This window comes from Microbulbifer maximicatervae (SeqCode) (genome assembly GCF_052468295.1).
Window position 1 is genome coordinate 3,246,456 of sequence record NZ_CP174340.1, and the last position, 21,423, is coordinate 3,267,878.

Annotated in this window: 1 protein-coding gene; it reads right to left on the reverse strand. The window is 55.5% G+C overall.

What is annotated here, in order from left to right:
- Window positions 1-90 precede the first annotated feature (90 nt).
- Complete coding sequence (locus tag ACJJIQ_RS14590; protein ID WP_445362293.1) at window positions 91-21,303, reverse strand: hypothetical protein; 21,213 nt, start codon at window positions 21,301-21,303, stop codon at window positions 91-93.
- Between the last annotated feature and the right edge of the window lie 120 nt (window positions 21,304-21,423).

The window sequence follows — 21,423 nt, forward strand, 5'->3', positions numbered from 1 at the left end:
CTTTTATTTTATAGGGTTTTTACTTTCAACTTTTTCGGCACTGTTACACTGACCTCTTATCGAGCTACTGTCTATTACAGTTTTGCAATATTATTTCATACCTTTTTGCAATTGTTCGGCCCATAAAGTTTTCATTTTTATCATCATATCTTCTGCGGAGTGAATACCAGCTTTGCCGATTGAAATTTGATCCCCAAATACATCCACTGGTGTAAGGAATTTATTAACCGGTTGTAAAACATCCCAAGAGCTTGTGAAGTGGGTGATCTGCCCTTCGCGAGGAGTGCGTCGATCAACTGTATTCGGGTGTACCCCAGCTGCGTTAAACATAATTCCTTTATTTTTACTTTGAGTAGCTATTAACCCCGATGCCTGTAGGCCGCCCCCCAATGAATGTCCAATATAAATAATTTCGCCATCAATGCCCTTATCCAGCAGCCTTACTAAATTTATTGCCGTTTCGTACTGCGGGCTCTTAAACCCGAAGCCTTGCAATGGGTTATCAATAAGCCAGTCTACCCAGTCATTTGACCCTTGATAGTTGACATAGTGTTGATTTCGTTCTTTGTGGTAATAGACATCTACTGCCACTTGAGGCGCTTTTTCACTGGTTAAAGTGGGACCAAGGGTATTGGGTCCACCCGTTCCTGCAACAATCCCATCCAGCTCTTCTTCACTAAACTTAGCAAGGAATTCTTTTTGTTCTTTTTCGCCCCATACCTCTGCTCCTCGCGCACCAGTAAATGGTTTATCATTATCTTCATAGGAGCCTGCAGCCAATTCCACAGCTATCATATGTTCTTCCGTTAGCTGCAGGTTTTCTACCTCTCTACTAGGTTCACCCTGAGTGGTGAATGCCGTCTGAACATGCGTCATTAGCGCCTTAGTGGCAACATTGGCAAACTCAAAATCCCTCTCCCAGATCAGGCTCTCGATTGCTTCGTTGATAGTTGCATCATATGTCTTATTAAATATTTGCTTGAGATTAAATAAGCGCTTACCTGTATTGCCGTCACTACTCGACTTTGGAAGTGAGTATGTACGCTGCTCATATGTCTCGTGATATGCATATCGCTGTGTAAATCCGGCAGTTAGGTAGTTCTTGGCCAGTAATCCCCAGTCAAATGTATTTTGGTCTCCAAAAGTGATATTTATGCCTTGCTCAATGGTGTTGATTGTTAATGCTTCTCCTGCAGGGTTATTGTTTAGATATGCTGCCGTTTTTCCAATTGTTTGGCTGTTTTTTGCTAATGTTTCCAGCCCTTCCATCGCTCCATATGTAGCCATACTGGTAATACCCGCTTTGGCAACTCCACTCCAATCGAAGCCACTCTGTAAACCAACAGCCATGTTGGCCAATTGGTTGGTAGTGGCGACTGCAGCTCCGGCGGCAAAGGCACCCATCGCTCCGGCAGCGCCAGCACCTATACCTGCTGTAAGTGCACCCGATACCACTCCATAGACAGCTGGCCCCAGATACATCGAGGCCACCACAGCAACTGCCAGCACAATTACCTGGGCCAAACCACAACCATCGGAATCAACCGGTGGTGGTGGCGGTACATCTGGCAGGGTTGGGCTGATATCGCCCAGCTGTAGGCTGCCGTCTACAGGACGGAAGGTATCGGCATTGTTATGGATATTGGTGACTACATTGGGCAGTTCCAGGCGCTGCCCCCGGGTCAGTACTTCATCCCCACGCAGACCGTTGGCATCCGCCAGCAGGTACCACAGGCTGGAGTCTCCCCAGATCGTGGCCGCAATAGTTTGCAGGCTTTCACCGCCCTGGGCCTCGTAACTGGTATAGCTGGCGGCCGGGTAACTGGGGTTGATCGGCTGGAAGTTCTGGTCAAAGTCTGCCGATTGCACCGCCTGTACATGGTCGCCGTTGTCGTTTAGGTGGCGGTTGCCGCTACCGTCAGTTTCCGCCAGCGCTTTCACATAGTCGTAGCGGCTCGGTACCCGGTCATTACCCACATCGCCCACGGCGTGGCCATTGAAGTAATAGAAGTGACGCATCTCGCGACCGAGTGTAGTTTCCCCGCTATCGCGAATCTCTTCGCGCACCAGAGTGCGGCCCTCTTTATCGGTTACGTAAGCCCTGGCACTTTCATTGGCCACATCGTAGACCCGGCGTATATGTCCGTTGCTGTCATAGGTGTAGTAGGCCTCACCGCTCTCCCACTGGGCGCGCTGCTCCGGGGTGAGATCAGCGTTATCGGCGTTGATCACTACCGATTTAGTTTTGTAGGTGTCCCACTTCTCGTAACTGTTGTGCAAGGTGGTGACCGTGGGCGCCGCACCGCCTTCGGGGTATGCCCTGGTAATCGAGGTATCCACTGTTGCGCCATCACCGAGGAAGGTGTTGCGCATCCGCGTAACCTCATCGGTCGCCCGACCGCTGTCGTCATAGCGGGTCGTCTGGTAACCCAGTAGGGTGCCATCGGCATTGTGATGATTCTCGGTCACACTAAACAGGGTGCCATCCGAGTCATACTCGTAAGAGGCGGTCACCTGCCCTGCATGGTTATTGACTCGTTGGGCGCGCAAGACAAAGCCGCTGCCCTGGTCGATATGTACGGTGGTGACACGGCCATTGGCATCGTAGGCGTACTGCTCGCGAATGCTGCCATCACTGGCGCGCACAGCTTGATAACGCTGATCCAGGCCGTTGTAACTGATCGCGGTTCCACTCTCTCCCATCACTATCTGGCCGTCCTGGAATTCGCCCAGGGTCAGGGTAAAGCGGTTGTTCTTGTCGTAGGTGTAATAGAACGATTGGGTTTCCCCTTCGATAGTGCCGTCTAAGTTATCCACATAGCGGCCGTTGTAAACACTGCTGACACTGCGGCGATTACTAAAGGCATCGAAGGTGTAGTCGATCTGGTAGGCATTTCCGTATTCGTCATAGCCCTCAATGCTGACAATACGGCCCTGCTCATCGTATTCAGCGTTGCTGTGCTGATACACCACGCGTCCGTTGTTGTTATACAAGTCGTTAGAGCGGTAATAGAGCTCACCGGTGCGGTTGCCCGCCTTGTCATAGCGATACTCGGTCACCGCCGGCGCCACCGTATCCCCGACTGCGGCCTGGTCCCCATCGACCAGGCCGTTGTTGCCGTAGTCGAAGGTGCGGAACAGGTTGCCGTTGTGGTAATAGGTGTAGCGAATATCCTGGCTGTTCCGGTCCTCCCACAGGGCGTCGCCGCTCATACCGGTATTGCCTGTCTGACGCGACAGCCAGCCGGCATAGTTATAGGAGTATTCGATGCGGTGACCACCTAAGTCGTCGTGCCAGACCGCTTTGCCAAAGTAGTCGCTGACATCAGTAATCACGTCTTCGCGGGAGCTCTGGCTCCAATTGACCGCGACGGTACCGCCCATACCGGCTCTGGCCACCGAGGTGATATAGCCCCCCAGGCGCACCTGGATGGCGTCGTCCTGGGCCTGCTCGCCGCTGGCGGCGAGCACACTGCGCGTGACATAGTCACTCCAGGCGTAGGCGTAATCCGTCACCTGGCCGCTGTAACTTGTGTACTCCAATACCCGGCCGAGACCGTCGTAGCGATAGGTCTCCTGTCCAACTGTGCCGCTGGCACTGGCATCGCCCGTATTGTCAAAGCTGGAATTGAGCACATAGCGGGTGTCGCCGTAGAGGGCGTTGCGATGGCGGATGCGATTGCCAAACTCGTCGTAGTCCCACTCATCGTAGTAGGCGGAGGCGCCGTAGTTGTAGTCGATCGCCCGGCTGCTGTCCTGGAAGCGATTCATCCGCACCAGCTGGTTATTGGCGTCGTAGTGGTAGGCCACCTGATAGTAGAGCGCACCGGTACCGCTGCCGCGCTCGCCGGCCCGGTAGGCCAGTTGGCTGGTCCCCTTGAGGTTGCCGGCCTGGTCGAAGGCCTGGGTATCGTAGTCTCCCACCGCGTCCTGGCTGGCAACCAACAAGCCCGCAGCATAGTCCTGCAAGCTCACCTGCTCGTGCTTGATGTTGTAGTTGTCGACAGCGGTGCGGGTGGCGCTGCTGGCGCCTGCGGCGGCTTGCGCAGCCACTTTTTCCATCACCGTCTCGCCGTAAGCGTTAACGCCGTACACAGTGGCGGTGTGGGCGCGGAAATGGGTCATCTGCTCCGTGTAGACATCCGCCTCTGGTTTCAACTCCTGCACCACATTGCCGCGCTTGTCGTACTGGTACAGGGTGGCATTGCCATTGTTGTCGATAGAGGCCACGGTTTCGCCAAAGGCGTTATAACTAGCGTGGTGGGCAATCAGTGTCTCGTCATTGGCGGCACCAGTCAGTTGCAAGGCGATATTGCGGACTGCCTGGCGGTTATACATGCCCACCTGGGAGTAGAACACCGAGCTATTCGCGTCACCATCGGAACTGGCACTGCGGGTATAAGTATTTGTGTCAACAGTTTTCAGCACCTCGTTGGTGATATTGCTCACCGAGCCGCCACTGTCGTTATTAAATTGGCCTTTGGCGTGATTGAGCAAGGTCCCGGTCTGGTTGTTGCCGCTGTAGGCCCAGAGCTCGAAGTCGAGAGCGGTAGCACTGTTGTCCATATCTGAAGTGTCGACATAAACCCAATCCTGCCCGGTAGGTACATCGACCTTCCTCGTCTCGCCATCGGCCGCAAACGTGATGGACTCAGTGCCCGGCGGCAAAGCGTAGACCTTGACGCGTTCAGGCGAGGTATAAGTCGCACCACCGTCGCCGGCGTAATGCCCCCAGCTCTGGTCGTTAGTCTTCATAGACACGGAGATGGCAGGGTTTGGCCGGCTCTCTGTAACCGCTCGGTAGAAACCGGCAGCGATCGTAAAAGTGCCATTACCGGTGACGATAACCGTTGCCGAATTGCCACCTATGGATAGATTCAGCTCAGCGCCTGTCGCATCCCGCAACCCCGAGACCGTAAAAGTGATCTCAGCCTGCATTTCGTACATTCTGAGATCACCGTTGCCAGTCGGCTCAGAACCCAGAACAACACTTTGCACCGAATCATAGGTAACCGACACGTCACCATAAGCCTCTACCTGCCCCGGGTAACTGGCAGCGACGCTGCCCGGAGGCAGTCCATAGGTTGTCTCATTGGTAGCTAGCGAATCGGAATAACTCAAATCGATACTCTGACCACTGCCCTGCTTGGACGCCTTATAACCTGCTGAAAGCCAGAAAGTATTTACCTCCGGTAAATGCTCCAGGCCCACTCCTTCGCCCGGCAGGCCAAAGCTCCCTTCCTGTGTCGCCGCGCCGCTGCTGTAGAGGTCAACGGCGTGCAGCACCAGGCCATCTGGGGACAGGAAAGTCAGCGACAGCGAGTGCACCCCGGACGCGAGGGCAATTTCCATGCCGTCGCTCCAGTCGTACTGGGTGTTATCCATTACCACTGCGCCCTCGGCATTCTTTGCCAGCACCTGCACCTTGGCGGTGCTGCCAAAAACATCGGCTACATCCGCGCTGGTGAGACTGAGGGTGTTATCTGCCAGGGTCCAATCCAGGCTGGGCATCAGCGCCAGGGGGTTATTCTGAGCGTCATCCAGGATATCAGCGGCCTCATCATCGCCGGCCTGCAGGAAATTACTGGTGACGTCGTAGTTATAACTCTGGGTGGTCACTACCACTTCGCGCCAGCCGTACTCAACGCCGTTGTGGAACAGGGGTACAAAAACATGCAACTGTTCAATAACCGCTATATGGTCCGTTTCCACGGTGATTGTACGGCCGCTATCCAGGGTCACCTGGCGGCTGGTAACGTACTCCAGAGTATCCCGCTCGATATAACCGCGGCGGGACTGCGTACTACTGCCCTCTAAAAGCCACTCATCGTTACCGAGTAACTCATCAAGTCCCTGCCGCTGCTCGGCAGTAAGGCCCAGCTCCTCAAAACGAAGCCTGTCATCATTTTCATCCAGGTAAAGAAGCTCATCACTGTTGTCCAACCAGGAGTTGGCACTGTCCACCGCCTCGGCATCGCCGGGGTTGCTGGTATAACCGCGCCCCTCATCGTCGACAAAGTAAATACTGCTGCGCTCGGTTGTTTTACTGCGCGCCGCAGGTAAAGTGAGTACATGACTGGCAGCCACAGTGGTGCTTGCCGGCATGTCCCCGCTGCCCAGGTCCACCCACACGGAGCTACTACTGGATTGGGTGGTCTCCCGATTGCGGACACCTACGGTCGGTACACTGCCACTGCTCTCGCCATAGCTAACCTCGTTTTGGGTTTCGCTGCCGTCGTTGTCGACATTCCACCCCACATCCAGGTTCGGGTTGTCATCCGGGGTATCCAGCGGTGCCTCCACTACGGTGATCAGCTGATCTTCCTGGTCGTAAAGGCTGTATTTCCACTGGGTCTCACTCTGGGTGGTCTCGTTCAGCGCCTGCTGCACGGTGGTGACATCTTCCAGACCATCGTTATTGATGGCGGAGATTTCCAGCGTGGTGTTGCCGTTTTGGTCATACAAGTAGATGCGCGGGGTGCCATTGCCGCTGTTGGTTTTAAACAGGCGACCCAGCTCGTCGTAGACAAAGTACTCCTGGTACTGGTGCTCTGCGAAGCCTATGCGGTTGGAGGTGTTGATACCCTTGCCAACAATCTGCCCGTGGGTGTTGTAGGCGATATCGTGCTGCACTAGACCGCCACCTACGGCCTGGTCGGCACTGCTCACTCGAGCGGTCTCGCGGCCCTGGGCGTCGTATTGCACCCAGGTCACCACCTGGGTCTGTTGGTTGTCGATATCGGTTTGGTAGCTGGTCTGGTAGACCGCATGGCCGAAGGCATCGAAGACAAACTCCGTGGTGCCTTGGTAGTTGGCATCGCCGCGATTCTCCCGCGCATCGCGAGTCTCGGTGCGCACGCCCAGGGCGTTGTAGCGGTGGCTGGTCACCTGGTCGCCGTCGTTGTGCACTGTCTCTGCGGTGCGGTTGCCATACAGGTCATAGTGATAACTCACCGTGGCGCGCACGCGGTCGCCGCTGTAGTCGGTGTACTCCGCGCCCTGAGTTTGTGCCTGCTGGCCGAGGGCGTTGTAAGACACACTCTCCGTGCGGCTGTCGCTGGCATTTTCATCCCCGTCGTAACGCACCGCAGTGTCTTGCAGGCCGGTTTCGTTATAGCCGTAGCGGGTCACCAAATCGCTGCTTACCTGGCTGCGACTCAGGGCGGTGCCCGAGTTGCTGATACGGGAGAAGGATTCGCCTTTGAGGCGCTCCTCCAATAGCAAGCCGCGGCCGCTGTAGACATACTCGGTGGTGCGCAGCTCTTCGTCATATTCCTCAGAAGTGAGGTTGGCAATCAAACCATCGCGATTGTCATTGTAAAGAGACTCCAGCCAGGCGTGGCGCGCCTCATTGTCGGCGGGGGCCCCGAGGCCATCAAAGTTGAGGGCCATGGCATAGCGGGTTTGCGCGATTACTTGGCCGAGACCATCGTAAACAGATTCAGTGACATAGCCGAGGCGGTCTACCACCAGCACTTGGTTGCCGGCGGCATCAAAGAGGGCAAAGCTGGGTTGGTCTTTGCCGTCGATCTGGATAATGCTGTTGCCATTGGCATCGTAACTTACCTGATACCCCTGGGTGCTGCCGTGGCTGAAGCCCTCTTGCAGCTCGCCCTGGTCACCGCTGGTGGAATCCGGGTCGACCAGGTTGTTGAGGTCAAAGAAGATGCCCTCGTCGCTTTCCGTTCTCACCAACAGGTTGTTGGCGTTGTAGTAGAAGTGCGTGCTGCGCCCGGTGGTAAGTTCGCGATCCTGTAGCGCCAGGGCATCGTGGCGCCAGTGCCCGGAGGCACTGTCGAGATCCAGTGCGGCTGCACTGCCGTCCCAGGTGCTGCCGTCGATGTGCAGGCGCTGGTCGTAGCGGACCTCCGTGGTGAGGTTCCCGGCGGCGGTATACACGTTAAACGTGAGGCCGCCATCGGCATCCAAAACCAGTACCTGCTGATCCAGGCGGTTGTAAACCGAGGCGACAGCTTGGATCTGGCCGTGCTGGGTGCCGGAGACACTGCCGTCGCTGTTGAGTGCGGCTCCACTCAGGCCGCGCTGGCCTTCGTAGACCTGGCGGCCCAGGGCGTCGTAGCGCACTTCGGTAACCTGGCGCAGGGTGACCTGGCCGATCGCGCCATCAAAGTCTGGGGTGCTCAATGCACTGTTGCTGGCAGCGGCAAACTCCGGTCCGATAGAGGTGATCATCCGGCTGCGGTGGTCGTAAGCCATCTCGGTGGTGCGCAGGCCCTGGGAATCGGTTTTCTCACTGGCGGCACTCACATCCCAGTAGCGCCCCTGAGTCATCTCCACCCGGTCAAAGGCGTTGTAGACATATTCGGTAATGGCGCGCACTTCTCTTGTCGCGGTGCTGTGGGCGCTCAGCGCTGCGGCAAACTGCGGTCCAGTTTCCTGGGTAATGCGCCCCTGGGCATCAAACTGGTAGTCGGTGCGGGCGCCGAGGGCGTCGATGGCCGCAGTGCGGTTGCCGGCGGCGTCGTATTCATAGCGGGTCTCACTGGCGATTGCCTGGGACGCAATCAAGTCGTAACCGTATTGCGTCGTCGAAAGTAGCTGACCCCGGTTGTCATAACTGTTGGTGATATAGCGGTCGCGCACCACATCCTGTTTGCCACTGAGCAGTGCGTCGAGTGCGGCGGCATCCAGTGCGGCAATATCCACATCGCCAGCAAGCTTCTCGGCGTAGCTGCGCACCGCCGTGGCTTGGCCAAAGGCGTCGTATTCATAGGTCGTTACGCCGCCATTGGGCAATACCTGGTGGGTGAGACGATTGTTGGCATCGTAGATAAAAATGCCGACATTGCCGTTGGGGTCGGTGGTGGCGACGATATTGCCAAAGGCATCGAGTACCGAGTGGGTACTGCCACCGCGGGCATCCACCTCAGCCACTTTGCGCCCCAGTTGGTCGTGCTCCTGGGCGCTGACATAGATCTCGCCTCTCGGGCTGACCAGGGTCGCCAACTCATCGAAGTGGTTGTAGCTGAAGTAGGTCGTGGCGATGCGCTCGTGCCGACCGAGATCAGCTTCACCGAGGGTGGCGCGATTGGCAATGGTGTCACTCTCGGCGTCCGGCAGACCCGCAGTCTCCTCTACCAGCCGCCCCAGGGCGTCGAAGCCGCGGTAGGTCACCCGCTGCTCGGGCAGCCCCTTGGCCTCGATCGTGAGCCAGGTTTCACCGAAGGCGGTGTAGCGCTGTTCAGTAATCACATCGGCGCTGTCAATGGTGAGGACCACTTCACCACGGGCCGAATAGGTGTAGCGGGTCGAGCGATCCTGGGCGTGTGCCAGGGCACCGGTATCGATACTACTGGGTTCGCTATTCAGCGGGATCGCCTGGCTGTAATGGGTCTCGGTCAGCACCTGGCCCAGGGCGTCGTAGTTCCAGGTGGACAGATAGCCCTGTGAGCCATTGCGCGGTACCAGTTGATGGGTCAGTCGACCGGCGGCATCGTAGCTGAGGTAGGACTTGTAGCCGAGCTGATCGGTGATCTCAGTGCGGTTGCCCAGAGCGTCGTAGCCGTAGTACTCGGTAAAGCTGCTGAGTCCGCTGCCATTCCAAACTTGCTCAGTGATGCTGGTTTTGCGTCCAGCGCTGTCGTACTGGGTAACGAACACTTGGTCGGTGGCGCTGCTGCTACCAATAGACAGGTCTCCAGCGCGCAAGCTACCCCAATCGGCGACAGCGGGTACGCTAATTCGGTTGGCATAGCGGATAACCGTCTCGCGGTTATCGCTGTCGCTATAGCGAGTCTCGGTCACATAACCGAGGCTGTCGACACTGTGGGTGCGGCGCCCGCTGGCATCGTAAATAAAGAGGCTGCGGCGATTGTTGGCGGCATTGGGGTCCAGGTCTGCGGTGGTCTCACTGGCCAGGGCAATGGCCCGGGCGTAGGTGATCTCTCCGGCCACTTCCCCACGGGCGGTGTACAGGGTCTCGGTCACATAAGCGTACTGGGCCCCATCCCGCTCAAAGACCTGCAAGCGGTGGGTCTGGCGACCGGCGGCGTCGTATTGGTAGCGGGTCTCCCGATCCAGGCTGGTATCGCGCACCAGGTCGTCGACACTCTCGGTAGACGGATTGATTTTGTGCGCATAGCGGATCTCCGCACTGACGCGCCCGGCAACATCGTAGCGGGTCTCGCTCACCTGACCCAGTGAGTCAATGGTGTAGGTGAGCTGGCCGTCGCCATTGTAGATATAGCGGGTGCTGCGCTGGGCCACGCCACTGTCGAGCAGTGCGGCAATCGCCTCGGGGGCGGCGCCACTGGCGATATTCGCCGGCAGGTCTGCGCTGTCTAGGAACGCGCCGTACTGCACCTTGCCAACCAATTCGCCGGCCGCGTTGTACTGGCTCTGAACCAGGGTGTACTGCGGGTTGTCCGGGTTGCCACTGGCGGAGAGGGTGTATACCGCGCGGCCTTCGGCGTCGTATACCGTATAGCTGGTATGGCCGAGGGCATTGGTCACGGCGGTGCGATTGCCATCCCGGTCGTACTGGTAGTGAGTTGCGATGGCCAGCCCATCCGGGTCGACCGTTTCACTTTGCACCCGTCCCAGTTCGTCGTAACTGTACACTCGGGTGCGGGTGTAACTGGCGGTGCCCGCCACGCCGCCACTGAGATAACCCTCGCGCATCTGCAGCAGGTTGCCCTGGCCGTCGTAGTCAAACTCAGTGAGCAGGTTGAGGCCCGAGTTATCGCTGCTGGCATCCACGATCACCCGCACCACGCGGCCGTTGTGATCGAATTCCGTGCGAGTCACGCTGCCACTGGCATCCACCGTCTCTTCAAAGCGGTGGCCGTAGCGTTGGGTCGTGGTGAGGTTGAGTCCACCCACATCCTCGGTGCGGGTCAATACCCGTCCCTGGGGGTCATAACGCATCTCGGTGCGCACGCCGCGCTCATCCAAAGTGGCGGTGAGCTGGCCTGCAGCGTCGTATTCACTGCGACGCGCCTCACCCAGCCCATTCTCGGTACTGACCAAGTTGCCCTGGGTGTCGTACTCATAGCGCGCCTGGCGGTGCCAGCTGCCATTGGCGTAAAGGGAGACCTCGAGGGTTTCACCGTGAATGGTAAACAGCGTTTCGGTGTGCACCCCCTGTGGGGTGGTCATTTTCTGTGAACGGCGCACATCGTCATAGCTATAAATAGTGGTGCGATTGAGCGCGTCGGTGCGGGTCAGGACGCGGCCGTAGGCGTCATAGCTCAGCTGGGTGCTCTGCCCCAGCGCATCGCGCTCCTCGACCACCTGCCCCAGGCGATCATAGAAATACGCGCGCTGGTTGCCCCGCGCATCCGCAGTCGCCTGTACCTGGCCGAAGGCATTGTACTCACTGCTCGTGGTCACCGCCGTATAGGCGCCGTAACTCAGGTGCGTACTACTGGTCAGCACTTCACCGCGGCGGCTATAACTGAAGTCCGTCTGCGCAAAGCGGCTGTTGGCCCGGTCGATGGCCTGGCTGAGGTGGGTGCGCTCGCCGAAGGCGTTGTAGGTAGAGGTGCTGGTAAAACCCTCGCCGTCTGTGCTGCTCATCAGCAGGCCGCGCTGGTTGTACTCGCTGCTGGTGACGGTGTCCCCATCACTGGCGAGTCCCTCAACCAAGCTGTCCAACTGCGCTGCATTGCCATTCAGGTTCAAGCTGTGCAGCAGGCTGTCGCTGAGGCGATTGGCGTACTGACGGCTGCGGGTCAGCTCGCCAAACACACTGTAAGCCAGCTGGCTGACCTGCCACTCCAGGGTCTCCGAGCCCGGTTTGAACACCGGCGCAATGGTATATTTCAGTTGCCCGTCTTCGGTGTAGGCATAATAGGTGGTGTAACCGTTGGCATCGGTACTGGACAAGCGCCGCCCGGCGGCATCGTAGCTGTACCCTTTGACCTGCCGCCCCAGGTGATCCCACTCACCGGTCACCCGTCCGTGTACATCGTACTCCCAGTGGGCGTCGCGAGCGGCGCTGTCATTGGCGCTAAAGGTCGCATCGCCCTGGTAGTTGTCCAGGTAATTATCCAGGATCGAGCCGGAAGTTATCGCGAGACCACTGCGGCTGCTCTGCAGCTGGCCGTCGGCGGTATAGGTGAAGTGACTGGTATTGCCGTAGACGTCGGTGCTGTGGGTCACCTGGTTGCGGCTGTCGTAGCGCCACTCGCTCACCTGGTCGTCATCACTGCTGACCAGGCGCCCAGTGGTCTCGGTGGTAACTTCCAGGGTGCCGATACGACCGCTGCCGCGCACCAGGAACACGCCGATATTGAGCAGCTCCACATCCGGGTCCAGGGAGGCCAGATCCGCCTGTAAATCTCGCTCGAAGGCGTGCCAGTTGCCATCCAGGTAGCTGGCATCCAGGGGGAACTGGTAGTAGGGAGTTCCCGAGGAGGAGTAATAGATCCCCGGGCTGGTCACCTGCGAGCTGTACTCGATAAAGGCATAACCCTTCGAGGTCTCCACCGAAAAGAAGATCCGGCTGGGGGCACTGAGGTTCATCTCGAGACGCACACTGGCACTACCCTCGATATTCCACTGCTCGTGCGCCGCGTTCTTATACAGTTTGAAGCCGTCGTTAGTGCCCGAACCGGAAAGCTCCACCACTTCCCGCTGCATACGAATATCGTACACCTTCTCTATCGTGGCACTGCCGGAGTTCTGGGCGTAGATATCCCAACTACCCAGATCCAAATTGTCTTCGTTAAAACGGTGTTGGATAAAATTGAGGCCCTTGAGGGTGAGGCGCGAAGCATCGCCGTTCACCGCATCGAGTGCGTTGTCGAGGCCGTTGAGTGCGCTGGCGTAACGAATGGTTTTAACCCGGTTGCCGGCGACATCGTACTGGTGCTCGGAGAGGTAACCCTCTGCATCAATCTCGGCAACTTCGCGACCCTGGGCGTCGTAAATCCAGTAGCTGGTGCGGTCATTCTGCGCGTCCACCACCGGGCGCAGGGTCTTCAGGGTACCGCTGTTCAGCCAGTGTGCGCTCTCGCTATAGCTGGCCACCCGGTTGGCATAGCGGGTGGTTGCCACCAGCTGGCCTGCGCGATTGTAGCGATACTCAGTGAGATAGCCCTCCTGGTCCAGTGTGCCGCTGACCCGTCCCGCCTCATCGTAAAAAGTGCGGCTGATACGGGCATCGGCCAGGTCCACTCCACTGGCCGTGGCGCTGAGATATTGGGTATAGCTGTCGCCGGGAGCGAGGGTAAAGCGGCCCTCGCCGCTCTTGCTCACAGCAACACCATCCACATCCAGGGTGTAAGACAGGCGGTATTCGTAGACACCGCTGCCATAAAAGTCCTTGTCCAGCTCCACCGTGCCATTTTCTGCATCCACCGGCAGAGTGACCCACTCACCCTCGGGCAGTGAGCGAATGGATAGCTCCATCCCACTGGCGCTGTAGGACGGGTCCAGGGCCAGGGTTAGACGGGGGTTTTCCACCATTTGCAGCTGCCGCCCCACCTGCTGTTGGAAGGGGTCATCCACCAGGCTGGTGCCATCGTTGTAGTAACGGGTCACCTGCACGGTGTAATCGCCGTCGGGCAGCGTGGCGCCCATCAGCAGGTTGAGGCGGCCGGCAAAGGAGCCATCGCGCAGGGTGGCGGGATCGATCCAGGTTTGCACGGGGGCGCCGATGGCCGTGCCGGTGGCATTGTCGATCACCACCGCTTCCATATAGGCGATCGCCGCCGCCTCCTCGGCACTCAGGTAGCCCTCAACGGCATAGCCCTCCGCAGTGCTGCGGTGGTAGGTGGGCATTTCCCAGGTGGCCGGGGTAATACCGCTGTCGTTGGCGGCGAAAGTCCCAGACAAACTGCGCAGCAGGCGATCGTTGTCTCCGTAGCGATTGCTGTCCAGGCGATTAGTACCAATCTCAATGGTGCCGATACGGCCGCTGCCGCGCACCAGGAAAGCATCCACAGACTCCAGCTCAACACCTGCATCCAACTGCGCGATATCCGCGCGGATATCCCGCTCAAAGGTATGCCAGTTGCCGTCTAGGTACTCCGCCCCCAGGGGAAGCTTATAATAGGTTATGCCGCCGCTAACCCCCATTTCGGGAGCGGAAATATCCGAGCGATACTCGACATAGGCGGAGCCCGCTGAGGTCTCTATGCGGTAGTAAAGTACGGCGGGAGCACTCAGGTTGATCTGGGCACTCACCGTACTGGCATCAGTAACCCCAAAACCCTGGTCAAGGGTGTTGCTATAGAGCCTGAAGCCATCATCGATTCCCTGAGCGGAAATCTCGACCACCTCCCGCTGTAAATAGCTGTCGTAAACCGTACCGAGCGCCGCCGTTTCCGAACTATTACTGTAAATATCCCAGTGGTCCAGATTGAGGTTGTCGGCGCTGTTGTAGGTGTAACCGACATAGTCGGTAACACCATCCCGGTAAGTGACAACCCGATACTCGTAATCGCCGCTGAGATCATTCCCCAGGTTAGCGCTGAAGTGGTCTCCGTTTTGCTGCACGGCCACCCGCTGCCAGGGATTTTCGCCACTGACAGGGGTATCGGTCGTAATTTCTACGGTGCCGATACGGCCGTTGCCACGCAGAGTAAATTCGTGGAAAGCCTGTATTTCTTCAGTGGGGTCCAAATAGGCAATATCGGCGAGGATATCCCGCTCGAAGGTGTGCCAGTTGCCATCCAGGTATTTATCATCAAGGGGGAAGGTATAATAAATATAGCCGGAAACCACTTGAATATAGGGTTCTGTGGCTTCTGAATCGTACTTGGCATAGGCGATACCGCTGGCGGCCTTACTGCTGTCCAGCTTGTAGTAAATTCGATATTCACCTTCACCAGCATATTGCATCTCAACGCTGGCATTGACCCCATCGGCAATATCCCAAGAATCCCTATCGGCATTTTTACTGAGCGAAAAGGCATTATTGGCACTATCACCGGAAGTCTCCACCACCTTGCGCTGTAACTGGGTGTCGTACACCTCCGTCACGGTGGCTCCCGCCGGGCTAGAGTCAGAAACCCGCCACTGTTTCATATCTAGGTTATCGCCGTTGTTATAAGAGTGACGTACAACATCACTCCCCCCAACCCGGCGGTACTCCAGGTAGGTGACTTCATCGGCTTCACCGAGGGTAATCGCACCGATACGGCCACTGCCGCGCACCAGGAAACGATCGACCTCTAACAACTCAACATCCGGGGCCAAAGTAGCGAGATCCTGGCGCAAGTCACGCTCGAAAGCATGCCAGTTGCCATCCAGGTATTGGCTGTCTAGAGGGAGGTTATAATAAATAGTCCCCGACTCAGAAACTTCAGTAAAAGGACTGGAGATAAAGGGGTTATATTTTAAGTAGGCACCCCCCTCCGAAGTCTCAATCCAAAAATATAAGTAAGTATCCCCCTGCAAGTTAACTTCAATACGGGCCTGAGCGCTGTCACTAATATTCCATGCTTCGTGCGCGGCATTTTTATGTAACTTAAACCCATTACTTGTCCCCGTACCGGAGAAAGCGACGACATCCCGCTGCAAGAACTCATCGTAAACCCGATCAATGGTTGCACCGGCTGGAGTGCTGTCGTAAATCTCCCAGCTATTAACATCCAGGTTTTCACCGCTATTCAATACATGGCGAGGAATATTGAGCCCACCTGACTGAGCGGAAAAAACCGAGTCAATTTCTACAGTGCCGATGCGGCCACTGCCGCGTACAAGAAGGTGGTCAATACTCTGTATCTGCTCGTTCGAATCCAGGGAGGCAACATCCGCAACAATATCCCGCTCAAAGGTATGCCAGTTCCCATCCCTGTACTGGGCCTCTAGCGGAAATTGGTAATAGATCGTTCCAGAGCCGGCAACCCAAACGTTGGGCTCTGTCACTTCAGAGCTGTACGTCGCATAAGCTATTCCACTGCTGGCAAGGCTACTGGTCAATTCATAGTAAAGGATAAAACCTCCCTCACCCGAGTATTGAACTTCAGTGCGAGCTACGCTGCCATCGGTAATATTCCAGGAATCCCCGGCTTCATTTATTCCCAGTTTAAATCCATTAGCTATACCAGTGCCGGATACCTCCACCACCGAACGCTGCAACTGCGAATCATAAACTTGTGTAACAGTCGCCCCTGCGGGACTAGCGTCATAGACACTCCAGTGATTGATATTAAAACTATCCTCACTGTTAAAGGTATGACAGGAGTAGCTGTGGGAACTCAGATTGGGATCAGACCAGTGTATCACCCGGTCTTGGGCCGGTTGCTCACCGATCTCGACGGTAAAGGGCTCTTTGTCGACGGTGCTGTCATCGTCGTAATACAGAGTTAAGGTAACACGATAAGCCTGGCCCGGGGGCAAGTCACTGCCGACCGATAAATTTACTTCGCCATTATAACTGTCATACAACTGGGGCCAGGTCTCTGCACTGGAGATCAACTGGTTATTTTGATCGCGCACTTCGGCAACGATTTTTTGCAAGGCCGGACTGGAACCGATTGCCACCGGGTAACCAATAATCCCTACCCCCGTGTCTTCCTGTAGAGAGACGGTGGTGTACTGGAAATCAAAATCACTGGTTTTCGCGACCCCTTTATCTACGGTGAGTGTCGGGTTGCCAATCGTTTGCTTTACTGTTTGTCCGTCTTTCTCGTATCGAATTCGGAAATGGTAGCTCCCCTCAGTGATACTGCCCTCATCCACATCGCCGAGTACGACTTTAAAATCACTCCCTTCGTCATTGACCAAGACACTGCGCCAGTCACCGGGGCTATGTTCATACTCAAAAATAACACTGGTGCCCTCGGGGCGCGAACTCGCGGGCCAGCGGAATTCGGTGGGGTGATACTCAGTTTGATCCCCTATCTCGTAGTCAAAAGTATTCGTGTCGATTTCGTCACCACTCAAATCATAAGTGGTGACCTCTACTTCATAGCGACCAGTGGCCAGTTCATCTCCATCGGCTAAATTAAGATTACCGTTATAACTGCTGCCATTTGCATCCAACCAACTCAGGTAGTCAGCGGGAAAGCTCGTGCTTGTTGCCACCAAACTGCCGGTATCCATATCCCGGACTCTCACTTCAGCACGAGAAATTATCGCGGCCTGGGCACGACTAAAATAACCAGTAATACTTGAGGAATTCTCTACGCTTATATAGCGAATGGCATCAGATTCAAACGAGGTACTAAAACTAGTATTATCATCGGAGGTACCACTCTTATTAACTCTAAAAGAGCCATCGGTAGATTTAATGACCTGCCCTTCATCGCGATACTCAATAATAAAGTCATAGTAACCATTTTCCAGCACATCCAGAGTCGCTTTATGATATCCATCACTACCAACTGGAGATATATCTGTCCAGCTCCCACTGCTTCCTTGAGGGCGGTACTTAAACAATACTGCGGTGCCGTCGGGCTGAGCATCCTGACTCCATTTTATAATGGTGGGATCATAAAAGTGCTGATTGCCCTGTTCGTAAGTTAATGAGTCGGTATAGCTTGAATTGTTGGTTTTGGTGATTGTCAGCGTCACCGTATAAACCCCATCGGGGAGTTTATTACCAATACGTAGGTTTACCCTACCGTTCCACGACGACATATCCTGTGGGTAGGTATAGGTCGTATATTTAGCACCCGTTACATTGTTCACAGACACTGCTTTTATTTGCTTAATGTCTGTCCTGGTCGAATAGCCTGTTAACGCTGAAGAATTGGATACAGATTCCGGCTTAGCATTAAAACTGGTCGATTTTACCTGATCGGAGCCACCTACAGCGGTAAAGGTATTAGTACCTTCCTGTTTAAGTGTGCTCCCCGAGTAATACTGTACTTTATATGCAAGACTGCCGCTGGGGGGATCATCCATTACAACGGTATTGCTGTTGCCGCTAGCAGAGATACTTTTGCTTACCCAGGAGCCACTGCCGACCCGATAATAGAATTTAGTAGTTTCCCCTCTTCCTGTATCGGGGTCATCCCATTTGATGCGGGTGCCAACATTAAATGTTTTTTTTACATTTTCATATTTAGGGATATAACTGTACCCAGCTGGGATTGAAGTATTCGCAATATCAGTACCACCACCACCACGAGCCCATGTATAACGCTTTTCATGAAGAGTAACAGTTACTTCATAATTTCCCGCCGGTAGATTGTCGCCATAATACTTGGTTAAGTCGATATCACCGTCAAAACTAAGGTCATTGCTAGAGGTAAGGTATTCAAATGAAGAATCAAAACCTGAGGGTAAACTACCATCGGTACGGACAATATTAACCTGTACCCGAAACCCCTCAAATCTCTGATTGAATGAATCTGGTGTCCCCGATGCACTTGAAAAAGTTCCCGCAGTTAATTTGGTGCTACTCGATGTGGACTCAACTGCACTGCTTTGAGGATAGACCGTCACATTTTTGCTTTGTGTCTCTGCGCCGTCGACATTGCGCACCGCAGTGCTGGAAAAAGCCATCCCGGTCGGGGGTTCAGCCGCGCGGCTTGTATGGTTATTTCCCACATAAATAGTGCGATTATCAATAGCCGTATATTCCTCGGCCACAATCGCGCTGCTGGCATAGGTATAGGGCTGTACCGGTGCACGGGTATAGGCGGTGGTAATTGCGCTGCCACTGACCGATTCTGTCTGGGTATTTTCCACTCGCTGGTAAACAGTGCCGTACAACGTGTAATCGTTACGGGCGGTGCGCGTGCTGGGACTGCTATCCAGATCGACACTGCCACTGTAGCTGGCGGTATCGCGCTGGTTAAACCCAGGGCTATCCGCCTGGGCATAACTCTGTACCGGCTCCACCCAGTGGGTGGCACTATTACTGGCAACCGTGAGGCTGGCATCGTTGGAGGCATATTTTGCCTCTAGCGAATCCGTCGTTTCTGCAGCGGGGTCTTCAATATAAAGATTATATCGGGTGCTGCTCAGCACCTCGCCCTGGGCGGTGTACAGGGTTTCACTCAGGTAGCCCTCTGCATCGACAAAGAAGCGCACCCGGTCGGCATCATCATAGTATTGATAAGTGGCGCGGTCGGCGCTGCTATTGGCCGCCGGACGCAAATCCTCCAGGCTGACACTCTCCTCAATACCGACCAGGGCATCGCCGTTTTTAATCAGCAGGCTCTGCAGCTGGGTGCCACTCACCGGGGTGCTGTAGTGCGTGGTTTGTATTTGCCGACCCTCGGCATCGTAGTGGAATTCCGTAATTGCGCCCGAGGCACTGATCACCGCCACCATCTGCCCTTTATCATCGTAAAGGCTGTGGCTGACGGCTCCGGCGGCATCCTGAGTGGCCCGAATGCGCCCAAGGTGATCGTAGAAATACTGGACCTGCCCGCGAGCACTGAGGCCGTCGCGGGTATCGTGATAGACCTCACTAATCAGACTGCCGTTGGTGGCGTAGGTGCGGGTTACCTGTAAACCATTGGCATCGGTACTGATAATCTGCGACTGAGCGTCATTGTAAATACTGGTGCTGGTGTAACCCTTGGCATCGGTACTACTGAGCAAACGACCGAGCCCGTCATAGACATAGCTGGTTTTATAACTGGAGGAATCTGCACCTGTGCCGCGGGGGTCCACGGTGTGCAGCAGTTGGCCACGGGCATCATAAACGGTATAGCTGGTGGATTCAGTACCATCGAGAACGCCGTCCCCATTCACATCCACGGTACTGTAATCAGTAACGCTATAGACCTGACCGCGGAAGTCCAAACGGGTATCGCTTCTGCGCGTGGCATTCTCTAGTTCGCTACTGAGTATGTCCGCCTGGGTTTCCTGCGCCCAGGTATTCAGGGCACTGAGACTAAAATCAATATCGTAACTGACGCTTGCCTGGGTGTAGGTATCCACCAAGAACTGATCAAAGTAGCCGTGGTGCAAGTAGGTGATACTGCTGATAGTGCGCGCGGTAGCGGTTGCGTCGTCGTAGCGGGTCTCTTGTACTGTGCCGTCGTGGCCTACCACATAGCGCAGGCGCTGCATGTCGTCGTAAACATAGTGGGTTACCCGGGGGTCTGCTGGCATTTCCTCGCCATCGCCATCGGGGTCCGGTTGCAAGTAGACCGTTTCCTTAATCAGCTGGTTATAACTGTCGTATTCCCGCTCGAGCGTATTGCCCTGCCCGTCGCGCAGCAGGGTTTGATTGCCGCGACTGTCATATTCGTAAACCGTGGTATTGCCGCTGTGATCAGTTTTTGAGGTTAAATTACCTTCATCGTCATAACTGTACTGGGTACTCTCGCGCACGCCATTTTGGTCTGCAGGGGCTTTTAATTCGATAACCCGTCCGGCGCCATCAAAAACCAATTCCGTTTGCGGCCCAATCCAGCTGCTGGCATCGGATTCGGGGTTAACCACTTGAGTAATTTTGGTGGTGTTATTTTCCAGGTCATAGCTATAGGTGGTGATACGCCGATCGCTGCCATCCAACTCTTCTGCAAGACCGGAGTTAGAGTGGCGACCACTGCGCACTTCACTGACCCGATAATCTCCCAGGCCGTCGACATCGACGTACATAAACACCATGTAGCTGCCATCGCTTTGCTCAATCGTGTGAACGCGATTACTGCTGCCGTCATAGGTGTATTCGGTACGGTATACATTGCCATCGGCAATGCTGTTATCTTGTGGGGTTAAGTCAACGGTTACTGAGTCCAGCCGCCCCTGACTGTCGTAGCTGTAATACAGCCGCTGCTGAGCAGCGCCATCGGTGCTAACACTAACACCGGTAACTTTACTGCCGCTGTAGCTAATGGTGAAACTCTGCCCAGCCGCATCGGTGATGCTATCGACCAAGCCGCTGCTGTTATGACCAAAAACCAGTTGCCGGCCCTCGGCATCCACGCGGGCCACCATTTTCCATTCGCCATTAACCTGACCGTATACTTCTTCACTGCGACTTGAGCCCTCACGCCAGACCCATTGATTGCTGCCACTGTCATAAATGATTTGGTCGTGGGCACCGGCGCCGTCACTTGAAACATAGGCCTGTTGATGGGCATCAAACTGGTAAATTGTTTCTGAGCCATCACCACCGATACGGGTAACCTGGCTACCCGTCTGCCCGGGACTGCCAATCAGGTTGATCAGCTGGTTGGAAAAATTGAAGCGAAAACCGTCGTTGTTATCACCATCCATCTGCCCTTGGCTGTTGTAGGTGCGCAACATGGACAAGTCGAGGCCAGCTGCCGCTACAAATTCATCCTGTTGGCGCAAAACCAGGTTGCCGGTTGAGGCGTTCACATAAACAGACTCACGCCCTTGACCAAAACTCGCTGAACCGATACCGGTCTTTGTACTATTGAAAAGACCCAGCGTATCTCCACTTATAATGGCTACCATGCATTTCCCCGAAAAAATTTCATTATTCTGCTTATATAGCGCGCAGTGTATTAGCCCCATACAAATGCCAATAAACACCAACGCTTTAAATATATATCCAACGTTTTACCCAAAACGTGC

Bases quoted from the DNA above. Each gene is read 5' to 3' on its own strand.
- ACJJIQ_RS14590 (WP_445362293.1), bottom strand. From the start codon at position 21,303: ATGGTAGCCATTATAAGTGGAGATACGCTGGGTCTTTTCAATAGTACA.